Source organism: Nocardia cyriacigeorgica, from assembly GCF_010868145.1.
Classification (GTDB): domain Bacteria; phylum Actinomycetota; class Actinomycetes; order Mycobacteriales; family Mycobacteriaceae; genus Nocardia; species Nocardia cyriacigeorgica_D.
The window spans coordinates 628,092-646,626 of the sequence record NZ_JAAGUY010000001.1; the positions used below are offsets into that span (position 1 = coordinate 628,092).

15 protein-coding genes are annotated in these 18,535 nt (G+C 64.8%); 8 read left to right on the top strand and 7 right to left on the bottom strand.

Features of this window, described 5'->3' with window-relative positions; genetic code table 11:
- Window positions 1–224 precede the first annotated feature (224 nt).
- Together GV792_RS02755 and GV792_RS02760 are read right to left on the bottom strand one after the other, a co-directional pair.
- Window positions 225–1,541, bottom strand: a complete 1,317-nt coding sequence (locus tag GV792_RS02755) for an MFS transporter (RefSeq protein WP_163821963.1) — start codon at window positions 1,539–1,541, stop codon at window positions 225–227.
- Window positions 1,542–1,862: 321 nt separating this feature from the next.
- Window positions 1,863–2,873 carry an AraC family transcriptional regulator gene (locus tag GV792_RS02760; RefSeq protein WP_163821964.1) on the bottom strand — a complete coding sequence of 337 codons (1,011 nt, stop codon included), beginning with the start codon at window positions 2,871–2,873 and terminating at the stop codon, window positions 1,863–1,865.
- Window positions 2,874–3,085: 212 nt separating this feature from the next.
- Here GV792_RS02760 and GV792_RS02765 point away from each other — a divergent pair, with 212 nt between their 5' ends.
- The 5 genes from GV792_RS02765 to GV792_RS02785 all read left to right on the top strand — a co-directional run bounded on the left by GV792_RS02765 (window position 3,086) and on the right by GV792_RS02785 (window position 9,178).
- Window positions 3,086–3,991 (top strand): TauD/TfdA dioxygenase family protein, encoded by a 906-nt coding sequence (locus GV792_RS02765; RefSeq protein ID WP_163821965.1) that lies wholly within the window; start codon window positions 3,086–3,088, stop codon window positions 3,989–3,991.
- Between the two features lie 69 nt (window positions 3,992–4,060).
- A complete protein-coding gene (locus GV792_RS02770; protein WP_163821966.1) occupies window positions 4,061–4,528 on the top strand; it encodes a 2,4'-dihydroxyacetophenone dioxygenase family protein in 468 nt (155 codons plus the stop codon).
- A 114-nt stretch (window positions 4,529–4,642) separates the two neighbouring features.
- Window positions 4,643–6,268, top strand: a complete 1,626-nt coding sequence (locus GV792_RS02775; RefSeq protein ID WP_163821967.1) for a long-chain fatty acid--CoA ligase — start codon at window positions 4,643–4,645, stop codon at window positions 6,266–6,268.
- Between the two features lie 63 nt (window positions 6,269–6,331).
- Window positions 6,332–7,342 carry an alpha/beta fold hydrolase gene (locus GV792_RS02780; RefSeq protein WP_163821968.1) on the top strand — a complete coding sequence of 337 codons (1,011 nt, stop codon included), beginning with the start codon at window positions 6,332–6,334 and terminating at the stop codon, window positions 7,340–7,342.
- Window positions 7,343–7,909: 567 nt separating this feature from the next.
- Window positions 7,910–9,178, top strand: a complete 1,269-nt coding sequence (locus tag GV792_RS02785; RefSeq protein WP_163821969.1) for a sensor domain-containing diguanylate cyclase — start codon at window positions 7,910–7,912, stop codon at window positions 9,176–9,178.
- A gap of 26 nt (window positions 9,179–9,204) precedes the next feature.
- Here the strand turns inward: GV792_RS02785 and GV792_RS02790 are convergent, their stop codons facing one another.
- Both GV792_RS02790 and GV792_RS02795 read right to left on the bottom strand, forming a co-directional pair.
- Entirely contained in the window at window positions 9,205–10,587 is a 1,383-nt protein-coding gene (locus GV792_RS02790) for a CitMHS family transporter (protein WP_163821970.1), read from the bottom strand.
- Window positions 10,588–10,663: 76 nt separating this feature from the next.
- A complete protein-coding gene (locus GV792_RS02795; RefSeq protein WP_163821971.1) occupies window positions 10,664–11,638 on the bottom strand; it encodes a Bug family tripartite tricarboxylate transporter substrate binding protein in 975 nt (324 codons plus the stop codon).
- Between the two features lie 148 nt (window positions 11,639–11,786).
- Between GV792_RS02795 and GV792_RS02800 the strand changes: the two genes are divergently transcribed.
- A complete protein-coding gene (locus GV792_RS02800) occupies window positions 11,787–13,397 on the top strand; it encodes a sensor histidine kinase (RefSeq protein WP_163821972.1) in 1,611 nt (536 codons plus the stop codon).
- Complete coding sequence (locus GV792_RS02805) at window positions 13,394–14,065, top strand: response regulator (RefSeq protein WP_163821973.1); 672 nt, start codon at window positions 13,394–13,396, stop codon at window positions 14,063–14,065. The genes GV792_RS02800 and GV792_RS02805 overlap by 4 nt, the downstream gene beginning before the upstream one ends.
- Before the next feature lie 629 nt (window positions 14,066–14,694).
- On the opposite strand, the gene GV792_RS02810 is transcribed toward GV792_RS02805, so the two are convergent.
- The 3 genes from GV792_RS02810 to GV792_RS02820 all read right to left on the bottom strand — a co-directional run bounded on the left by GV792_RS02810 (window position 14,695) and on the right by GV792_RS02820 (window position 17,270).
- Window positions 14,695–15,498, bottom strand: coding sequence for an SDR family oxidoreductase (locus GV792_RS02810; protein ID WP_163821974.1), 804 nt, complete (start codon window positions 15,496–15,498; stop codon window positions 14,695–14,697).
- A 104-nt stretch (window positions 15,499–15,602) separates the two neighbouring features.
- On the bottom strand, window positions 15,603–16,043 hold the full coding sequence (locus GV792_RS02815) for a nuclear transport factor 2 family protein (RefSeq protein WP_163821975.1): 441 nt from the start codon (window positions 16,041–16,043) through the stop codon (window positions 15,603–15,605).
- A gap of 48 nt (window positions 16,044–16,091) precedes the next feature.
- A complete protein-coding gene (locus GV792_RS02820) occupies window positions 16,092–17,270 on the bottom strand; it encodes an NADH:flavin oxidoreductase (RefSeq protein ID WP_163821976.1) in 1,179 nt (392 codons plus the stop codon).
- A gap of 196 nt (window positions 17,271–17,466) precedes the next feature.
- Here GV792_RS02820 and GV792_RS02825 point away from each other — a divergent pair, with 196 nt between their 5' ends.
- Window positions 17,467–18,435, top strand: coding sequence for an IclR family transcriptional regulator (locus tag GV792_RS02825; protein ID WP_163821977.1), 969 nt, complete (start codon window positions 17,467–17,469; stop codon window positions 18,433–18,435).
- Window positions 18,436–18,535 lie beyond the last annotated feature (100 nt).

An 18,535-nucleotide genomic window follows, 5' to 3' on the forward strand; every position in this document is an offset into this window, starting at 1 on the left:
ACCCGCACGCGGCTGCCGGTCGGTACGTCGGCGAAGTCGATGATCACGTCGTAGCGCTGGCGGCCATCGCCGAACTGATCAAGGCGGGACTCGGTATCGGTCTCGTCCCGACCTCGCCCGGCGTTCCATCCCCAGCCCCGCCGTCGCCTAGGTCGCCCGGTGGTCTGGGATGTGCATTCCGCCCGGAACCGGTTGCGCCCCATCGGGGTTGAGCACGGGTGAGCTCAGCGGATGGCGGCGCTCACCGATCGGCGCAGGCTCGCCGGGTAGGCGAGCTTTCCGACGATCAGGACCACGATGGCGACGATGTACACCAACGGAGCCAGTTGCAGGGCTACATCGAGGCCGTGCCGGTCGGCGATGACGCCGGTGACCATGGGTCCCAGCGCGAGCCCCAGGACGCTGTTGGACGTCGTCACCACCCCGAACGCCGATGCCCGCAGGGACCGGTGGGTGAGACTGACGACCATGGAGGTGATACCACCGGAGGTGGCGGAGGTGAACAGCGCACCGGCGCCGATGAATATCAGTTGGATCGGACCCGGATCGAGGCTGAACCCGGTGATCAGCAATACGGCTGCCGCGCAACAGAAAACGATCGCGACCGACCATTTGCGCTCGGCGTTCCGGAGAGCGGCGCGGTCGATGATGATGCCCCCGAAGACCATGCCCGCACCGAGCGCCAGAAAGATGACCGCCGCCATCGCGCCCGCTCGGTCCGGCGCGAGGGAGTAGTAGCGATTGAAGTAGCTGGGCAGCCATGCGATGAGCGCGCCCGCGACAAAGGTCTGCAATCCCGCTACCGCGTAGGCGCACAGCACCGAGGTTGTGGAGAACAGGCTCCGCAGCGGTGCGCGATAGCCGGGTGGCGTCGCCGACGAATCGGCAGTGGCCGGGCCGGTGTCGTCGATGTGGTGGCGTGCCAACCGCGTTTCGGTGACCACGCCCCGGAAGAGCGCCACGAGCAGGAACCCGAAGATCGCCATGACCGCGAACGACCATCGCCAGCCCAGATGCACGGCGACCACCCCGCCCACTGCTACGCCGATCACCGATCCGACCGATCCCGCCGCATAGAACGCTCCGCTGAGCGAAGCCTGCGCGCGGTGCGAAAATACGCTGAGTAGCACTGCGACCCCGGCACTTCCGAATGCGGCTTCCCCCACCCCGACGAAGAATCGCGCTCCGAGCATCTGCTCGTACGAGACGACGAGCGCGCAGATCAGTGTTGCCACACTCCAGAACACCGCCATCAGGATCATGCTTTTCACATGCCCCCAGCGATCCGCCAGAATGGACAGCGGCAACGCCAGTATGCCGACCATGAGCGAGACGGCACTGTTCAAGGTCGCCAGTTTCGTATCCGATAAACCCCATTCGTTCTTCAGGAAGGGGTAGATGGAACTGAGGACCTGCCGAGACATGTAGTCCGAAAGGACCAGGCCGATTACCAGCGCCAGTACGAACCATGGGAAAAGGCGCGAAGTGGCGGTCGAGCGTGGTTCCTCGACACTGGTTCGTTCGAGACGAGAAAGGTGCATGTGCGAGTCCTAAACAGGTAAGGGACGTGCCCGCATCCCGCTGGCCGCCACCGAGCGAATCATTGTGGGCAGCAGCGGTTTCCGAGTGGGCTCCTCGGGCGGTGAAAGTCGCGTCCTGAGGCGGCAGGTCATGGACGAGTTGGTCAGCCACGGCCGCCGGGCCGGAATGTATGCCACGTCACAGTAACCCGAGGTAGAAGCTCAGGTCTTTGACTGATAGTTGCCTATGACTGTGCGATCTGTTGCATGTGCGGCGATTCGACGGGCGAGCGCGCCCTGCCGTCGCGAGGGATGGTTGCCCGCGGGAACCGCGCGCGCCGCCTAGCTTCCAGCCCGGTGGAGCGTTCTCCACGCCGAGGGACTGGATCCGAACTCGGAGCGGAACCAGCGCGAAAACGCGGATGGTTCGGAGAAGCCGAGCAATTCGGCGATCTCGGTGAGCGAGCGGCGCTGTTGTTCGACGTGTCTGACGGCGAGCTTGCGCCGAGTCGTGTTGAGCATCTCGGAGAACGAGGTATTCGTCCGCGCGAGGCGCCGATGGACGGTGACGCGATTGACGCCGAGGGTTTTCGCGATTTGATGCAACGAGCAGCGGCCGGTGGGAAGCATCGTCTCGATGAGATCCTGAATGCGATCCAGGTCGTCTTCGGGCCGGGGGCCGACGATCTCCGCGAGATACTGCTTCGCGAACGGCCGCAAGGAAGGGTCGGACCAGATATTCGGTGCATCGAGATCGGTGGAATAGAGGACGAACCCGTTGAATTCCCCGTCGAATCGGATGCCGCCGCCGAGAACCTGTTGGTGCGCGGAGAGGTCTCGTGGCGGGTCGTACATCAGGGAGACGGCGACCGGCTGTAGGAGATTGCGGCCGACGAGCAGCTTGAGAATCTGGAGCACGGCGCCGACGGCCAGTTCGGCGAGCTGGCGGTGCTGGACCGACTCGTCCATATCGAGGCCGAATTTGATCGTCGCCAGCCCGTCGGCCTCGGTGACCCGGATGTGGAATGCCTCGCTGTGCAGGTAGTCGTAGCGGCTGATCAACCTGAGCACGCTGCGGACATCGGGTTCCTCCCGGGCGGCGAGGCTGATCGGGCCGACATTGGACAGGCGACGTCCTTGCGCGAGCCGCAGCCCGAAACCCTCGGTATCCGTCACCTCGGCCGAGAGCTCGAGCAGTCGGGCAACGGCGTCGACGGCGACCCATTGATTGGGTAGCGCCACATCCGCGATCTGAAGACCGACCGACCTCAGCAACGGCAGCGGCTCGGCATCCAGGCTGCGGACGAGATCCAGGTAGCCGTTCAGCACCGCGTTGCGGACCAGAAGTGTCATCGGAACCTCCCTAGCGGAAACGTACAGTCAAGTTGAAAGCAACGCAAGGTCAAGCAACCGCCAAGCCGACGTGCTTATCATTCATTCGTCATCGAAATCGCCAACCCTGTTTATAGGCGATCGGGGATTGCCGCCGAATTCGCCGAATGCATACGGCGACACCTCGATGTCCGTTTCGAATCAATCCATCCGACCATTAAGGGAGCTGTGCCATGCAGACCATTCCAGTCGCCGAGGATCAGCGGACCGGCACCAATCTACGGGACCCGCAGAATTTGATCAAAGTAAATCCGCTTACTCGTCATATCGGCGCCGAACTGTTCGATGTGCAAATCCCCGACATCACGGCCGACGACGACTTGTTCGCCGAAGTGCAGGCGCTGCTGCACCGCTACCGCGTGCTCTTTCTGCGCGACCAGGACATCACCCGGGCCGAGCACTCGGCCTTCGCCCGTCGCTTCGGCCCGCTCGAGGAGGGACACCCCAGTACCGATGCCGATTCCGGCCTGATCCTGCTCTACAAGGACGAAACCACCGAAGAACACTACGAAAACGCTTATCACACCGATACCAGCTGGCGCGAAACCCCGTCCATGGCATCGGTTCTGCGGTGCGTGGAGACGCCGGAGGTGGGCGGCGACACCATCTGGGTCAATATGGTCCAGGCCTACAGGGACCTGCCCGAACACGTCAAGTCGCAGATCGGCGGACTGAAGGCCCGGCACAGCTTCGAAGCCACCTTCGGCGCTGCCAGGCCCATTGAGATTCGTCACCGGCTGCGGGAGCAGTTCCCCGACCCCGAGCACCCAGTGGTGCGCACCCACCCCGAGACCGGGGAAAAGATCCTCTACGTCAACACCTTTACCACCCATTTCACGAATTTCCACACTCCGGAGAACGTCCAGTTCGGCACCGACTACACGCCCGCCGCGAGCAACCTGCTGAATTACCTCCACAGCCGGGTCGCGATTCCCGAGTATCAGGTTCGCTGGCGCTGGACCAAGAACAGTGTTGCCCTGTGGGACAACCGCGCCACCCAGCACTACGCCGTCCAGGACTATTGGCCCGCGGTTCGCAAAATGGAGCGAGCGACGATTATCGGAGAAAAGCCGTTCTGACGGTTCGGCCCCAGTAATCGCACCGACGCGAACAATTCACTTTCCAATCACCGAGATCGGGAGACATCCATGCAGATCCAGAAACAACTCGACGTCAATTACATGAGCGGTGACGACAATCCGTGGATCCCGTTCACGCCACTCAGCGATGACGTGCTCCTCAAGTACTGGAAGGTCGACCCGGTGCGCGGCGAGATCGTCGTGTCGATGAGGGTTCCGGCCGGAGTCGAACTCGCACCGCACTACCACACGGGCATCGTCGTCGTTCACACCGTGAAGGGCGTGTGGCGGTACAAGGAGAATGACTGGACCGCCCGCGCTGGCGACACCGTCTACGAGGTCGCGGGTTCCTCTCATACCCCGGAGGGCATCGAGGACTCCGAAACGTTCCTCTTCATGATCGGTGAACTGCTGTTCGTCGACCAGGACAACAATCTGCTGTGGCAGGAAAACCACAAGACCTCGATCGAGCGCTACACCAATTACTGCGCCGCGCACGGCATTACCCCGCGCGACCTGAGCAACTGGGAAGACTGAGCGCCGACTCCATCGAACCGGTCCGGTGCCGCCCGGCTGTCCGGCGGCACCGGACCTCGTTCGTCAATCCGGCTGTGGAGGACCGTCTTTCACTGCCACTGAACGAGGAATCACATGATCAACGGTCTGACCATGGACAACTACCAGTTGACATTGACCGCAGTCGTCGAGCGGGCCGAACGCTTCCACCGGGACAAAGAGGTAGTCTCCCGGCGGCCGGACGGCAGCATTACCCGGACCACGCTGGGGGCATGTGCCGAACGTGCTCGGCGCCTTGCCTCGGCCCTGGCGGAACTGGGGATCGGTGACGGCGATCGGGTGGCCACGCTGTTGTGGAACCAGGCCGAACACCTCGAGGCGTACTTCGCGATCCCCGCGATGGGAGCGGTGGTGCATACGCTCAATCCCCGTTTGCATGCCGACGAACTCGCGTTCATCGCCGCGGACGCACAGGACAAGGTGATCATCGTCGAGGAATCGCTGCTCGACGTCTTCGAGGGCTTCCGTCACCGCCACCGTTTCGAGCACATCGTCGTCGTCACTCACGGCACGAGCGCGCCGGCCGGGATGCTGCAATACGAAGGGCTGATCGCCGATGCCGAGGCGATGGTGTGGCCCGTCCTCGACGAGTGTCGCGCGGCCGCGATGTGCTACACCTCGGGGACCACCGGACGACCGAAAGGCGTCGCCTATTCGCACCGCGCACTGGTGCTGCACTCGATGGTCGCCGCGCTCCCCGATACCTTGAGCGTGTCGGCCCGAGACGCACTGCTGCCCATCGTGCCGATGTTCCACGCCAACGCATGGGGACTGCCGTACGCGGCCGCGCTCGTCGGATCGCGCCTCGTGCTGCCCGGCCCCCGCCTGGACCCGGTGAGCCTCCTGGAACTGATCTCGGACGAGCGGGTCACCATGGCGGCCGGTGTACCCACGGTATTCCTGGCAATGCTGTCGGCCCTCGATTCCGAGCCGAAGCGCTGGAATCTGTCAGCGCTCGACCGGCTCGTGATCGGCGGCGCCGCGGTGCCGCAGAGCATGGCCGAAGGCTTCGGCGCACACGGCCTGACCGTCATCCAAGCCTGGGGTATGACCGAGACCGCCCCACTGGGCAGTGTCTGCCGCCTGCCCGAGGAACTCGAACGGGCAGATGAGAAGGAACAGTGGGACTTTCGATCCCGACAGGGCATCGCCGTGCCGTTCGTCGACATCCGCGCCCGCGACGACGACGGCGAGCTGATCGCGTGGGATGATCGCGCTCTCGGCGAACTGGAAGTGCGCGGACCATGGGTAGCCGCTGAGTATTACAACCGCGGCGCGGCGGACAGCTTCACCGACGACGGTTGGTTCCGCACCGGAGATATCGTACGAATCGATCACCGAGGCTGTATCCGCATCAGCGATCGGGCGAAGGACCTCGTCAAATCCGGCGGTGAGTGGATTTCGTCCGTGGACCTCGAAAACCACCTGATGGCGCACCCCGCCGTCGCCGAAGCCGCCGTGATCGCCGTGCCCAGCAGCCGCTGGGGCGAGCGCCCCCTGGCGGTGGTCGTACTGCACGAAGGACAGGATTCCACCGCCGACGAGTTGCGAGATCATTTGGCCGCCAAGTTCAGCAGCTGGCAGATACCGGACTCCTTCGAATTCATCAGCGCTATCCCGCGAAATGCGACCGGAAAGTTTCTGAAGACCGAACTCAGAGACCGTTTCGCCCGACCTGCTACGACATCCGACCACCATTAGTGTCCTCGACGGAGAATTGGAGTGCCACCTGTGTCATCTCGATACGAAACTTCCGATCTCGCCATGGCCAGCGCAGCGAATTCGACAGATATCGATGATCCCGCTACGTTCACCCACCGTTTCGCGGACGTCAACGGAATCCGCCTGCATTACGTGGAGGAGGGCGAAGGACCGCTGGTGATCATGGTCCACGGATTTCCGTTCCTCTGGTATCTGTGGCGACACCAGATCCGCTCCGTCGCCGCGGCGGGATATCGCGTCGTGGCCCTCGACACACGGGGATACGGCCAGAGCGGTCGGCCGGACGCGGTCAGTGAATACGATATGACCAGGCTGGTCGGAGACATCGTCGGGCTGATGAAGGCGCTCGACGAGCGATCGGCAGTCCTGGTCGGGCAGGACTGGGGATCGCCGATCATCTTCCACGCCGCACTCATGCGACCCGACCTTTTCCGCGGCCTCGTCATGCTGTGCGCACCGCCGACCGCGCGGCCGCCGATCAGCCCGGCTGCCGCATGGGACAGGGTTTACGGTGATATCAATTTCTATCAGAAGTACTTCATGACTTCCGAAGCCGAGTCCGAGATCACGAAGGACCTGCGCGCGTTCTTGCTCGGCGTCTTCTACTCGACTTCCGCCCGATGCCCCACGGACGAACAGTGGCGTTGGGCGTGGAGAAGAAGCGAACAGTTTTCCGACACCCTGACGATCCCCGAGGAACTTCCGGATTTTCTGAGCCGCCAGGCGCTGGACTACTACACCGAAAACTTCGAGCGCACCGGAATCGCGCCCGCGCTGAACTATTATCGCGCAATCCAAAGGAACTGGGAGATCACCTCCTACCTGGACGATGCCGTAGTGTCCTGCCCCGCCGTGTTCGCCTACGGCGAGAACGACCCCAGTATCCGGCCCATCTTCGGCATCGATCGGCAAGGGCCGGCGCTCCGCGCCCTCGATGAAATCATCCCCAAGCTGCAGAATGTTATACAGATGCCCGGGGTCGGCCATACACCTCCCGAAGAGCAACCAGCAGACACGACCAGGATCATCTTGAACTTTCTGTCCACGCTCTAAGCGGGCAGGCATAAGCCATTTCGACTCCGGCGGCTCGCTCCTGCGGTGGATGCATCAGATGAAATGGGCCGCGCCCGGCCACTACCCATGCACGAACCCCGGTCAGCCTGGCCGCCGCAGTGGAATCCTTCCGTACGTAACCCATCTCTGGGACCCCCGACGGGATGAGCGGGCGGACCAGGCGCCCTGCAACATCGCTGCAAATCACTCCAGGAATAGCAGCTTCTGCTGGTGCAGGGCGTGTGCGTAGTGGTCGAGTCCCCCTCCGGACACTTACCATAGCCCCACGGTTGACCCGTGGGGTTGTTTTTTTTGGCTGCGATCAATCCCCTCCAGCCAGCGTGTGACCGTAGAGCCACACTGCCTTCTGCATGGACGTTCCGCGTCTGGACGAGGCGGAACCAGCTCATCACGTGACCGGTACGGGGAATCGGTCCGCATGCCTGCCCCGGCCAGCGCCGGGGCTCGGGTGGCGTATTCCGCCTCGCCCGCGCCGCTCGCCTGCTACGTTCGGTTGCCCATGAGCAGCGGATGTCAGTGGGTGTCGTGCGAGGAGGTCCGGTCGCGGTGAGGGGTGCTGCCTCCGATATCGCCGGCGAGTGGGCCGCGCGATTGTCCGCCACGACCGAACCGGCGCGATCGCGCGAAGAAGTTGTCGCCGTACTCGAGCAGTGGGTCCACCGGCTATTGGCCGATGTGGCCGGACCGCGAGAGGAACCGGCGGTCGGCGAGCGCGCCGGGGCCGCTCTCGTCGAGCTCGGGTTCACCGATCCGGCCGCCATTGCCGAGTCGGTGCCCGCACTGCTGCGGCTGAGCGAATGCGCCGATATGGATCCGTGCCGGCTCGCTGCCCTGGTCGGCGATGTCGGGCACGGGTTCGCCCGCGCGGCGATCGCTGCCCGCCAGCCCGCCCCGGAAGGATTCGAAGCCGCCTTCCGGCATGCGTCGGTAGCGATCGCCATCGGCGACACCGAAGGTCGCATCATCGATGCCAACCCCGCGTTCGAGAAGGTCACCGGGCAGACGGTGGCCGCCAGCCGTGGCCGGTCCGGCTTCGACTTCGCGCCTGCCGAACAGGCACGCATCCAGCAACGCGTCCACGAAGAGCTTGCCCGATCCGGCACCGGAACCGTTCGCATCGAAGGACGTATCCGACGACCCGACGGCGCCGAAGGCTGGGTGGCGTGGACGGTGACGCGATGTTTGTCGGCCTCGGGTGAGCACACATATCTGCTCGGCTTCGGCGAGGACGTCACCGAATATCACAACACCACCGAAAGTTTGCAGTGGCAGGCTCACCACGACCCGTTGACGTCGCTGGCCAATCGCCGCCACCTCATCGCTCGCTGCCAGGCCCTCATCGATGCGGCCGATCCCGGCGATATAGCTGCCGTGTGCGCCATGGACGTCGACGATTTCAAGACCATCAACGACACCCACGGTCACGCCATCGGCGACCGTCTTCTGGTCGCCATCGCCGCACGACTGTGCACCTGCTTGGATCCGGGCACCGATCTGCTGGCGCGCTATGGCGGCGACGAGTTCATCGCGCTACTCGCGCCGCCCACGGATGAACAACGCGCCCGCGCCATCGTCGAGACGCTGCATTCCGCGATGGCGCAAACCTTCGACCTCGACGACCACACCTCGCTCGAGACCTCGCTGAGCATCGGCATATTCATCGCCCCGGTCGCCGGATACCGAGTGACAGAACTGCTCACCGCCGCCGACCGCTGCCTCTATGCCGCCAAAGCACTCGGCAAGAACCGGTGGGTCCTGCACACTCCGTCCTCGATGGGGCCGAACGACGGCAGCATCGATCGAACACCGCGGTGACGACGCGCGCATCCGCAACACCCCGCTCATCCGATCGGGATCTGGCCGAGCAGGACTCCGACGGTGAGCATCGTCAGCGACACGACACACGCTCGCCAGAGAACCTTCTTGTGGTGGTCGGCCAGGCCGACGCCCGCGAGCGTGACCAGGAGCAAGATAGCCGGCACCAGCGGGCTCTGCATGTGCACGGCCTGTCCGGTGATGGAGGCACGAGCCATCTCGACCGGTTCGATGCCATAGGCCGTCGCCGATTCCGACAGCACCGGGAGAACGCCGAAGTAGAACGCATCGTTGGTCATGAAGAACGTCAGCGGTATACTCAGCACTCCGGTGATGACGGCGAGAAATGGTCCGAGCGAATCCGGAATCACCTCTAGCAGCCAGGCGCCCATCGCGTCGACCATGCCGGTGCCCTGGAACACGCCGGTCAGCACGGCGGCCGCGAACACCATGGCGACCACGGAGACGATGCTCGACGAATGCCTGGCAATGGCTTCGCCCTGATCCTTCACCTGCGGGAAGTTCACGGCCAGCGCGGTAGCGGCGGCGATCATGAACAGCACCGGGATCGGCAGCACATCGATGATCAGCACGACCAGCAGGGTGATCGTGAGCGCGGCGTTGAACCACAACAGCTTCGGCCGCAGTGTGGCCCGGTCAGGGTCGAGCCCGTCGATGAAGCGGCCGGTGGATTGGTCGTCCCCGCGGTCGTCATCGCCACCGGTACCTGTCGAACCGGATTCGACCGCGTGTCCACCGGAGCCTGCGAGCATCCGCTCCGATTCGAAGACCAGCTTGCCGATGCGGCGGCGTTCGAGCCTGCCGAGATGCAGCGCGAACAGCATCACGATGATCAGCCCGGCGATCAGCGACGGGATCATCGGGACGAAGACGTCGCTGGGCGAGACGCCGAGTGCGGTGGCGGCGCGCACGGTCGGCCCGCCCCACGGCAGGATGTTCATCGTCGCGTTGGACAGACCGGCGACCACCGTCAGCACCACCGGGCTGACGCCGAGCGCGAGGTAGAGCGGCAGTAGCGCCGAGGTGACGATGATGAAGGTCGTCGATCCGTCACCGTCGAGCGAGACCACCATCGCCAGGACGGCAGTGCCGACGACCAGCCGCGCGGGATCGTTGCGAACGAGTCGGAGGATCTGGGCGACCAGCGGGTCGAACAGTCCGACGTCGATCATGATGCCGAAGAAGACGATGGCGAAGAACAGCAGGGCGGCGGTGGGTGCCAGGTCTTTGATCCCGTCGGTGATCATGTCGCCGATCCCGACGCCGGCGCCGGCGGCCACGCCGAACGCAACCGGGACGAGGATCAGCGCGACCACGGGCGTCGCCCGACGCGACAGGATCAGGTACATGAACAGGCCAACCATCAGGAACCCGAGCGTGACCAGCATTGTTTCTCCTTGTTCGGATGGGCCGACAGCCGGCCGCGAGCACGACACCGGTGGGTACCGGTGGCCGGTGGGTGTGTCAGTGGTCGGGGCCGCGCAGCGTCCGGGCCACACTCGCGTTTTGCGCGGCGAGGAACGCGCCGAATTCGGCTCCGGGGAGGTAGGCGTCCGACCAGCCGTTGCGTTCGAGCACCTGGCGCCAGCGGGGGCTGGTGCGCAGCTCGTGCACCACTCGGCTGATGTGGTCGAGGCCGGAGGTCGACACGCCCGGCGGCGCCACGAACCCACGCCAGTTGCTCAGAGCGATATCGATACCTTGTTCGCGCAGGGTGGGCGCGTCCACCGCGGGCGAGCGGTCCCTGCTCGCGACCGCGAGCACGCGGACCGCGCCGGAGCGGATCTGGTCGAGGTATTCGCTGATACCGGTAGTCGCGGCGTCGACCTCACCGGTGAGCAGCGCCGGCAGCAGATCGCCACCACCCTCATAACGCCGATAGTCGAGGTCGGTGCGTGCGATGCCGGTCGCGTCAGCGATCTCCAGCGCCAGGAGGTGGTCGGGTCCGCCCTCGGTGGAGCCGCCGCCGATGATGACCGACGCGGGGTCCTGCGCCCAGCGGCTCTGTAAGTCCCGCACCGAGGCATACGGTGACGCGGCCGGGACCAGCACGGCCTCCGGCTCCTCGACCATCCGGGCGATCGGCGTCGTATCGGACAGCGAGTAGTGCGACGGCAGCGAGTTCAGCGCGCCCACCAGCCCCAGCCCCATGACGAGCAGCAGGTTCTCATTGCCGGTTTCGCGGACGGTGCGGGCCAGACCGACGATGCCGCCGGACCCCGCGACATTGAACACCTCGACGTCGTCGACGATGCCGTCGCGCCTGAGCACCTGTGCTGCACTACGCGCGGTGAGGTCGTAGCCACCGCCTGCCAGCGACGGCACCAGCAGCCGCACGTCCGGACCTGCGGAATCGGGCTCCGGAGGTGAGCAACCGACGACGCTCGCGACGATCAACGCCGCCGCGGCCAGTCGCGCACCCCATCGTGCCGCTGCCATCGTCCACCTCACTCCACCCGTCGGGTTTGTTGTCCTCAGAGTCTGGGGCACACATGTGATCGAGGTCACCATTGAGTAACCAGATTCATTTATGGCCATTGTGTTCACCAGTACGGTCATGCCCACGAGAGGTGGAGGAGATGGGCCGATGACGGCGCGCAGGAAACGGGCAAGCCTTGCCCGGCAGCTGCTGGTGTTGCAGCTGCTCATCATCGTCGGCGTGCTGACCGGCGTCGTCGCCGTCTCGCTGGCTCAGTCCGCACAGGCGTTTCAGCGCAATGAGAGCCGTCGGGTGCTCGCCGCGGCGGAGACACTCGCGGCCAACCCGACCGTGCGTGAATTGATCCCGGCCGCCCAGCCGCGGCTGCGCTCGGCCCTGCCGGTGGTCGCTGAATCGGTGCGGTCGGTGTCGGGTGCGTCCAGCGTCACACTCGCCGACGCGGACGGCACCGTCCTCGTTGCGACCGACCCCGACCTCGTCGGGCACCCCATGCCACTCGGCGATTCGACGGTGACGACCGGGCGCGCGTGGACCGGACTCGTCGATACCCAGCAGGGGCCCATGGTCGAAGCGCATGTGCCGGTGATCGGCGCCGAAGGTGCCATGGTCGGCGTCGCCGTGGTGGGCCAGGCCTATCCGTCGCGGTGGCAGCGCCTACAGCAGGCGGTGCCGAATCTGCTGATCTACCTCGGCGTGGCGTCGCTGGTCGGTGCGGTGGGTTCGCTGCTGCTCTCGAGTAGGATCAAGCGGCAAACGCTCGGTATGGAGCCGCGGGAAATCGTCGAACTCGCCGAGCACCGAGACGCGATGTTGCACGGCCTGAAAGAGGGAGTATTGGCGCTCGACCTCGACAACCGGGTCACGGTTGTCAGTGACAGCGCCTGGCGCCTGCTCGACCTACCGGCCGACTCCGTGGGACGGCATCTGGATGATCTGCCGATCGAGCCTCGGCTGCGGACCATGCTCGGCGAAGCACATACACGGGCGGACCAGCTCGTCCTCGTCGGCGATAGGATCCTCGCGCTCAACCGGATGCCGATTCTCGCGCGCGGCCGTCCGATCGGATCGGTGACCACCCTGCGAGATCGCACCGAATTGTCCTCTCTGGAAGAGGAATTGAATGCGAGTAAGACCAGCAGCGATGCCCTGCGGCTGCACATCCACGAGTTCAACAATCAACTGCACACCATCTCGGGGCTGATCCAGCTCGGCGAGTACGACGAGGTCGTCCGTTTCGTCGAAGGACTCACCGCGGCGCAATCGCGACGCGAATCCGAGACCATCGAACATATCGCCGATCCCGGTGTCGCCGCGCTGCTGATCGCGAAAACCGCGGTGGCAGAACAGCTGGCGGTGTCGATCCGGGTGGACCCGGATTCGGCGCTCGGCCGGATCGACGAGGACCTCTCCCGTGATGTCGTCACCGTGGTGGGAAATCTCGTCGACAACGCCGTCGACGCCGTCAGCGGCGAGCACGACCCGCAGCATCGGGTGGTCACCGTCCTGATCGAGGAGTCCGACGAGGACATTCTCGTTCGGGTGTCCGATCGCGGTCCCGGGGTCGCGGCGACCGACGTGGAGCGGGTCTTCGAGCAGGGTTGGAGCAGCAAGACCACCGATGGTGGGTCGGAGCGGGGATTCGGTCTGGCACTGGTGCGCTGGACCTGTCGCCGCCGCGGCGGCGATGCGGCGGCGCGCGCAGGCCGCGACGGCGCCGTCTTCACCGCGCGGATGCGAAAGGACGGTAACCGGCGATGATCTCGGTGCTGGTGATCGACGACGACTTCATGGTCGCGAAGGTGCACAGCGGTTTTGTCGCCCGCACCGAAGGATTCGAGGTTTGCGGTATCGCCCACTCGGGGGCGGAAGGACTCGAGCTGGCGAGCGAGCTACAGCCGGATCTGGCGCTGCTCGACGTCCATCTACCCGGCACCTCCGGTCTGGACCTGATCGCCCCGCTGCGCGAGGTCGCGCCCGATCTCGACATTCTGGTGATCACCTCCGAGCGTGAGGCGGCGTCGGTCAAGCGGGCGCTGCGCAGCGGTGTCGTCCACTATCTGATCAAACCGTTCTCCTACGAGACGCTGCGGGAACGCCTCGAGCATTATCAGCGGGTGTACGGGCAGCTGAACGAGCGCACGCAGGCAGATCAGGACGATGTCGATCAGGTGTTCGGCATCGCCGGCTCGAGCACCACGCTGCCGAAGGGACTCAGCGCCGAAACGCTGCGCTTGGTCGAAGATCTGCTGCGCGGCTGCCAGACCGACCTGTCCGCCAACGAGGCGGCGACCCAGCTGGGGTTGTCACGAGTCAGCGCGCGCCGCTATCTGGAGTTCCTCGCAGGCCGCGGCAAGGTCCGCGCCCGGCTGAAGTACGGCGAAGTGGGGCGGCCGGAGCGCCGCTATCAGTGGCATGCGGCTCGATAGCGGCCAACTCCGGCGCCCCAGCTCCGAGTGCCGCGGCCACACACCTGTCCGCTTCCCGACGCGCAGTGAGGCACAGCCCACCACCGAGGCGCGGTGTGAGAGTGAGGGTTCCAAAGTGATCCGTTTCAAATCCAATGGCATGGGATTCACCTTCGCGAACTGACGGCTTCAGCCGCATGCGGCAGCAGTGCAGCGTCAATTACTTCAACCTCGACAGGTCAAGCCGGCTACGTACCCGACCACGATCGGCGACTATGGATCGTCGGCGTCGACGCCACAGAGTCCAGCGGCGACAACGACTTCTGCCAAAATCAAGGTCTACGTCGGCGCCGACCACACCTTCCCCGTTATGACCTACGACCTCGAGGGGTCACAGCGCTCGCGCCGGCCGCTTTCGGCATCTCCGGCCAGGGGCACGCAGCGCGGTGTCGCGGCCGCAGCCCCTCGGGCGTGTACGGATCGGCAAGCGCGCCGATCTCGGCCGCATCCTTGGTAAGGAACCGGGCCAGCTCGGCGCCCATCGACTGGCCATACGGTTCAGCCGCGCTGAATCCGAGTACGGAAGAGTCGACATAACGCGGTGAGGTCACGGTCCGCCTGGACCCCACCGCTCCCGGCCGTCGGCATTCCTACCCGGTCTGCCACATCGTGGGCCAGTCCTTGCCGCGGCAGGCGGCGTCGGTCCCGCCGTCGACGAAGACGACCGAGCCGACGAAGTACGTCGACTCCGGGCCGAGAAGGTAGGCGATGAACGACGCGACTTCCTCGGGTCGGCCGCCGCGGCCGGCTGGGACCGTGGCGAGGAACTGTTCGATCGCCTTGGCCGTGAGGGGATCCTTCATGCCTTCTTGCGTCATCGGAGTATCGACGAAGCCTGGCGCTACGGCGTTGAGGCGGATACCCGCCTTGATGTACTCCGCGGACTTGGTGCGCGCGTAGTAGGCGATGGCAGCCTTGGTCGCGGGGTATGCCTGTATGGTGGACTGATCACCGAACGAGTCGGCGATAGCATTGGCCGCCTCCTGGTCACCGGCTAGACACGCCTCCGCCAGGTTCATCGGCCAGTCAGGTTGGCTGGTAGTGGAATTGGAGCTGATGAGTACCGCAGAAGGGTTGTCCCCCTCGGCGAGCAGCGGACTCAGGCCTTCGAGCATTTCGATGGCTCCGAAGTAGTTGACTGCGATCAGTTGTCGCCCGGAGCGTCCAGCGGAGGGTGCGATTCCAGCAATCGCGGCGAACCCGTCGATACGTCCATCGACGAGAGCACAGACATTGGCGATTGCATTCGCGCACCCCTCAGGGGTGCCCACATCGACTTTGATGTCGGTGTCATGCAGGTCGATCCCGATGACACGGTGGCCGTCGGCCTCCAAGCAAGACCGCGTGGCTGCGCCGATTCCGGAGGCGGCGCCGGTGATGACGTAGGTACTCATAGCTTCCTTTTGCAAAGATCTCGTTGGTAATCGGAAACCGACCTGGCGGCAAGCCCTAGCTGCGTTCAGGACATTGCTGTGGCTCCGAGGTGGATAGCCTGCGGCTAGCCAGCAGGTCCGGGGCCGAGGACCGCGAACGTACCGAGGTGTCCGTTGTTGCGTTTGGTGCGGTGACTCATTCGCCACCCGTCAGCAGTTCGTGTCCACTCATCGTGGTATTCGCCGAGCGTTCGGAAGGACTGCCCCTCCCGTTCGCCGGTGCCCAGGTGTAGATCAGCGACATAGGCGCTGCTGTGGGCGGTGTCGATGTCGATGTCGATCATGACGTTGGCGATCAGGTGTTGAGTGGGCCCGCAATCATCGAGGAAACTGCGCATCAGCGCGATCGTCTCGGTGGGGCTCGCCAGGTGTCCAGTGCCGAGGTCGGCTGTGGCGTTCTCGGTCATGATCTCTGTGATCTCGTTCCACGCGCGGTTGTCCATCGCGCGGGCGAATCGGATGATGTTGCGGTGTATTTCTCGCTCGTCGTCATAGGTTGTGGACATGTCGGCTCCTAGCCGGGAGTTGGAGGGGGCTCGTGGTGTAGGCGCTGCCTAGGACGTGCGCTCGACAAGCACGCAGCGGGCGCCGGAAAAGATTGTCGGCATGCACTTGTTGCAGTGGATACACAGCGATGTCGTGGTCGCGTCCGCCGCGATGCGGTTCACCAGATCGGGCTCACGCAACAACGCCCTGGCCATCGCCACGAACTCGAAGCCCTCGGCCATGGCGGTATCCATTCCCGCGCGATCGGTGACACCGCCGAGCAGGACCAGCGGCAGCTTCACCGCCGCCCGGATCTGGCGTGCCTGCTCGAGCATGAACAGGTCTTGGTAGGGGTATGTATGGATCATCTGCTTGCCTAGCAGTTGCACGCCCAACCGCACTGGCTGCGGCATCGCCGCGGCGAACTCACGGATCGGGGCGTCGCCTTTGAACAGATACATCGGGTTGAGCAGTGAGCTGCCCATGGTCAGCTCCAGCGCGTCGACACTGCCGTCAGCTTCGAGCCACTGGGCCACCTGGATGGCCTCGTCCACCCAGAATCCGCCGGGCACTCCGTCGTCCATGTTCAGCTTGGCCAGGATGGCTATCTTGTCGCCGACAGCCTCGCGCACAGCCCGGGCCGTATCGAGCACCACTCGCGCCCGATTCTCCAGCGAACCACCGTAGGAGTCCTTGCGGCGATTGAGCCTCGGGCTCAGGAACGAGCTCGCGAAGTAGTTGTGACCGAAGTGGACCTCCACCGCATCGAAGCCTGCTTCCATCGCCATCCGTGCCGCGGCACCGTGGGCCTCGGTGATCCGGGCTATGTCGGCCGTCGACGCGGAACGGATCAGTCGCATACTCAGCGGGTTGAACCAGCGCGACGGCGCCAGGGCGGGATAACCGGTGGACTGCTCGTTCGCTACGGGGCCGGCGTGGCCGATCTGAGCAGATGCCGCAGCTCCTTCGGCGTGTATCGCATCGGTGAGCCGGCGCAGACCGGGCATCACCTCGTGGCGCATCCACAGCTGGCCGAATTCGGTGCGCCCCTCTGGCGCCACGGCGCAGTAGGCGACCGTAGACATGCCCACACCCCCGACCGCCGGTCGGCGATGAAATTCGATGAGTTCATCGGTGACCAGAGCATGCGGTGTTTTTCCTTCGAAGGTCGCGGACTTGATGATGCGGTTGCGCAGCGTGATCGGGCCGAGTTTCGCCGGCGCCAGCACATCCGGATGGGCGGCCATGTCAGAACCCCTCTCCGCGCGAGCTCCGACGACACCTGCCGATAGTCGGCCCAGGCGAAGGTGACGCTGACAGGGCGCCGAGGTGGACGATGACCATCATCTGGTCCTCCGATCGAGTGGGCGCATTCACGATGAATCGGTCCCCGTACAGGTCGGGTGGCTGTACACCCGCCAGGCGCCGTGTTACAAAATATGAATGCGGAATTCAGAACCTGCGAGTGATGGTATTCACACATCGGTCCCCAAATCAAGTGCCCGTCCCAGCGAGGCCGAGGCACCCGCTGCAGTCGATCGGAAGTCTCCCCCGACCGAACGGGTGGTCAATATCCTCAACTTATTGGCCGATACACCCCGCAAGCGGCTCACGCTGACCCAGATCGCGGCCGAGCTGCACCTGAACAAACCCACCTGCCTCGGCATCCTCGCTGCGCTCACTGATGCCGACTTCGTCACCCGCGACGAATCGAAGTCCTACGGGCTGGGACCGGCGTTACTGCGGCTCGGATCCGCCGCAGAGTCCGGGCACGCCAGCCTCGATCTCGTCCGCCCCTTTGTCGCCGAACTCCATGAGCTTCTCGGCGTCGGTTGCATCCTCAGCGCCGCCCACGAAGGGCACACCGTGATCGTGGATAGGATGGGTACGGCCATCCCCGGCGACCGCCGCGACCTGATCGGAGAACGGCTACCGCTGGCACCACCACTCGGGCTGGTCAACATCGCCTGGCAGCGCGAGCGTGTCGTCAACGCCTGGCTCGAACGGACGCCCCTCATCCCACTCGCGGCGGGTGAGGAGATAGTGCGGGCAATCATCGAGGAGGGCCACGAGCGTGGCTATATCATCGAATGTCTGCGGACGTCGACATCCTCGAGTGTCGTTCTGGCGAGCCTGCTCGCATCCGGGATGGCCCCCCGCATCATCGACGAGCTTTGCCAGCATCTGCCGGCCGAGGACTGGTCGGAGTTCATCACAACGATGCCAGCAGACCAGACCGCCATCATCCCCATCGCCAACATCAGCGCACCGATCTTCGATCGACACGGCGCACAGCAATACACCCTGACCATCGTTCCTGAACGCGCCGACGCGACCGCCGCACTGGCGAACGAATGGGGAACGGCCACGGCGCGGGCAGCACGGGCCGCCACCACAGCCCTCGGCGGATAGCAGCCGACCGGCGAGCGGAGAGCGCACTGGCACAGCGGTGCCGGTCGCATCTCGTTGAGCAGCCGCGGGGATTTCACGGGTCCCTCGGGCAGAGCGCGGC

Bases quoted from the DNA above. Each gene is read 5' to 3' on its own strand.
- GV792_RS02755 (WP_163821963.1), bottom strand. From the start codon at position 1,541: ATGCACCTTTCTCGTCTCGAACGAACCAGTGTCGAGGAACCACGCTCG.
- GV792_RS02760 (WP_163821964.1), bottom strand. From the start codon at position 2,873: ATGACACTTCTGGTCCGCAACGCGGTGCTGAACGGCTACCTGGATCTC.
- GV792_RS02765 (WP_163821965.1), top strand. From the start codon at position 3,086: ATGCAGACCATTCCAGTCGCCGAGGATCAGCGGACCGGCACCAATCTA.
- GV792_RS02770 (WP_163821966.1), top strand. From the start codon at position 4,061: ATGCAGATCCAGAAACAACTCGACGTCAATTACATGAGCGGTGACGAC.
- GV792_RS02775 (WP_163821967.1), top strand. From the start codon at position 4,643: ATGATCAACGGTCTGACCATGGACAACTACCAGTTGACATTGACCGCA.
- GV792_RS02780 (WP_163821968.1), top strand. From the start codon at position 6,332: ATGGCCAGCGCAGCGAATTCGACAGATATCGATGATCCCGCTACGTTC.
- GV792_RS02790 (WP_163821970.1), bottom strand. From the start codon at position 10,587: ATGCTGGTCACGCTCGGGTTCCTGATGGTTGGCCTGTTCATGTACCTG.
- GV792_RS02795 (WP_163821971.1), bottom strand. From the start codon at position 11,638: ATGGCAGCGGCACGATGGGGTGCGCGACTGGCCGCGGCGGCGTTGATC.
- GV792_RS02800 (WP_163821972.1), top strand. From the start codon at position 11,787: ATGACGGCGCGCAGGAAACGGGCAAGCCTTGCCCGGCAGCTGCTGGTG.
- GV792_RS02805 (WP_163821973.1), top strand. From the start codon at position 13,394: ATGATCTCGGTGCTGGTGATCGACGACGACTTCATGGTCGCGAAGGTG.
- GV792_RS02810 (WP_163821974.1), bottom strand. From the start codon at position 15,498: ATGAGTACCTACGTCATCACCGGCGCCGCCTCCGGAATCGGCGCAGCC.
- GV792_RS02815 (WP_163821975.1), bottom strand. From the start codon at position 16,043: ATGTCCACAACCTATGACGACGAGCGAGAAATACACCGCAACATCATC.
- GV792_RS02820 (WP_163821976.1), bottom strand. From the start codon at position 17,270: ATGGCCGCCCATCCGGATGTGCTGGCGCCGGCGAAACTCGGCCCGATC.
- GV792_RS02825 (WP_163821977.1), top strand. From the start codon at position 17,467: ATGCGGAATTCAGAACCTGCGAGTGATGGTATTCACACATCGGTCCCC.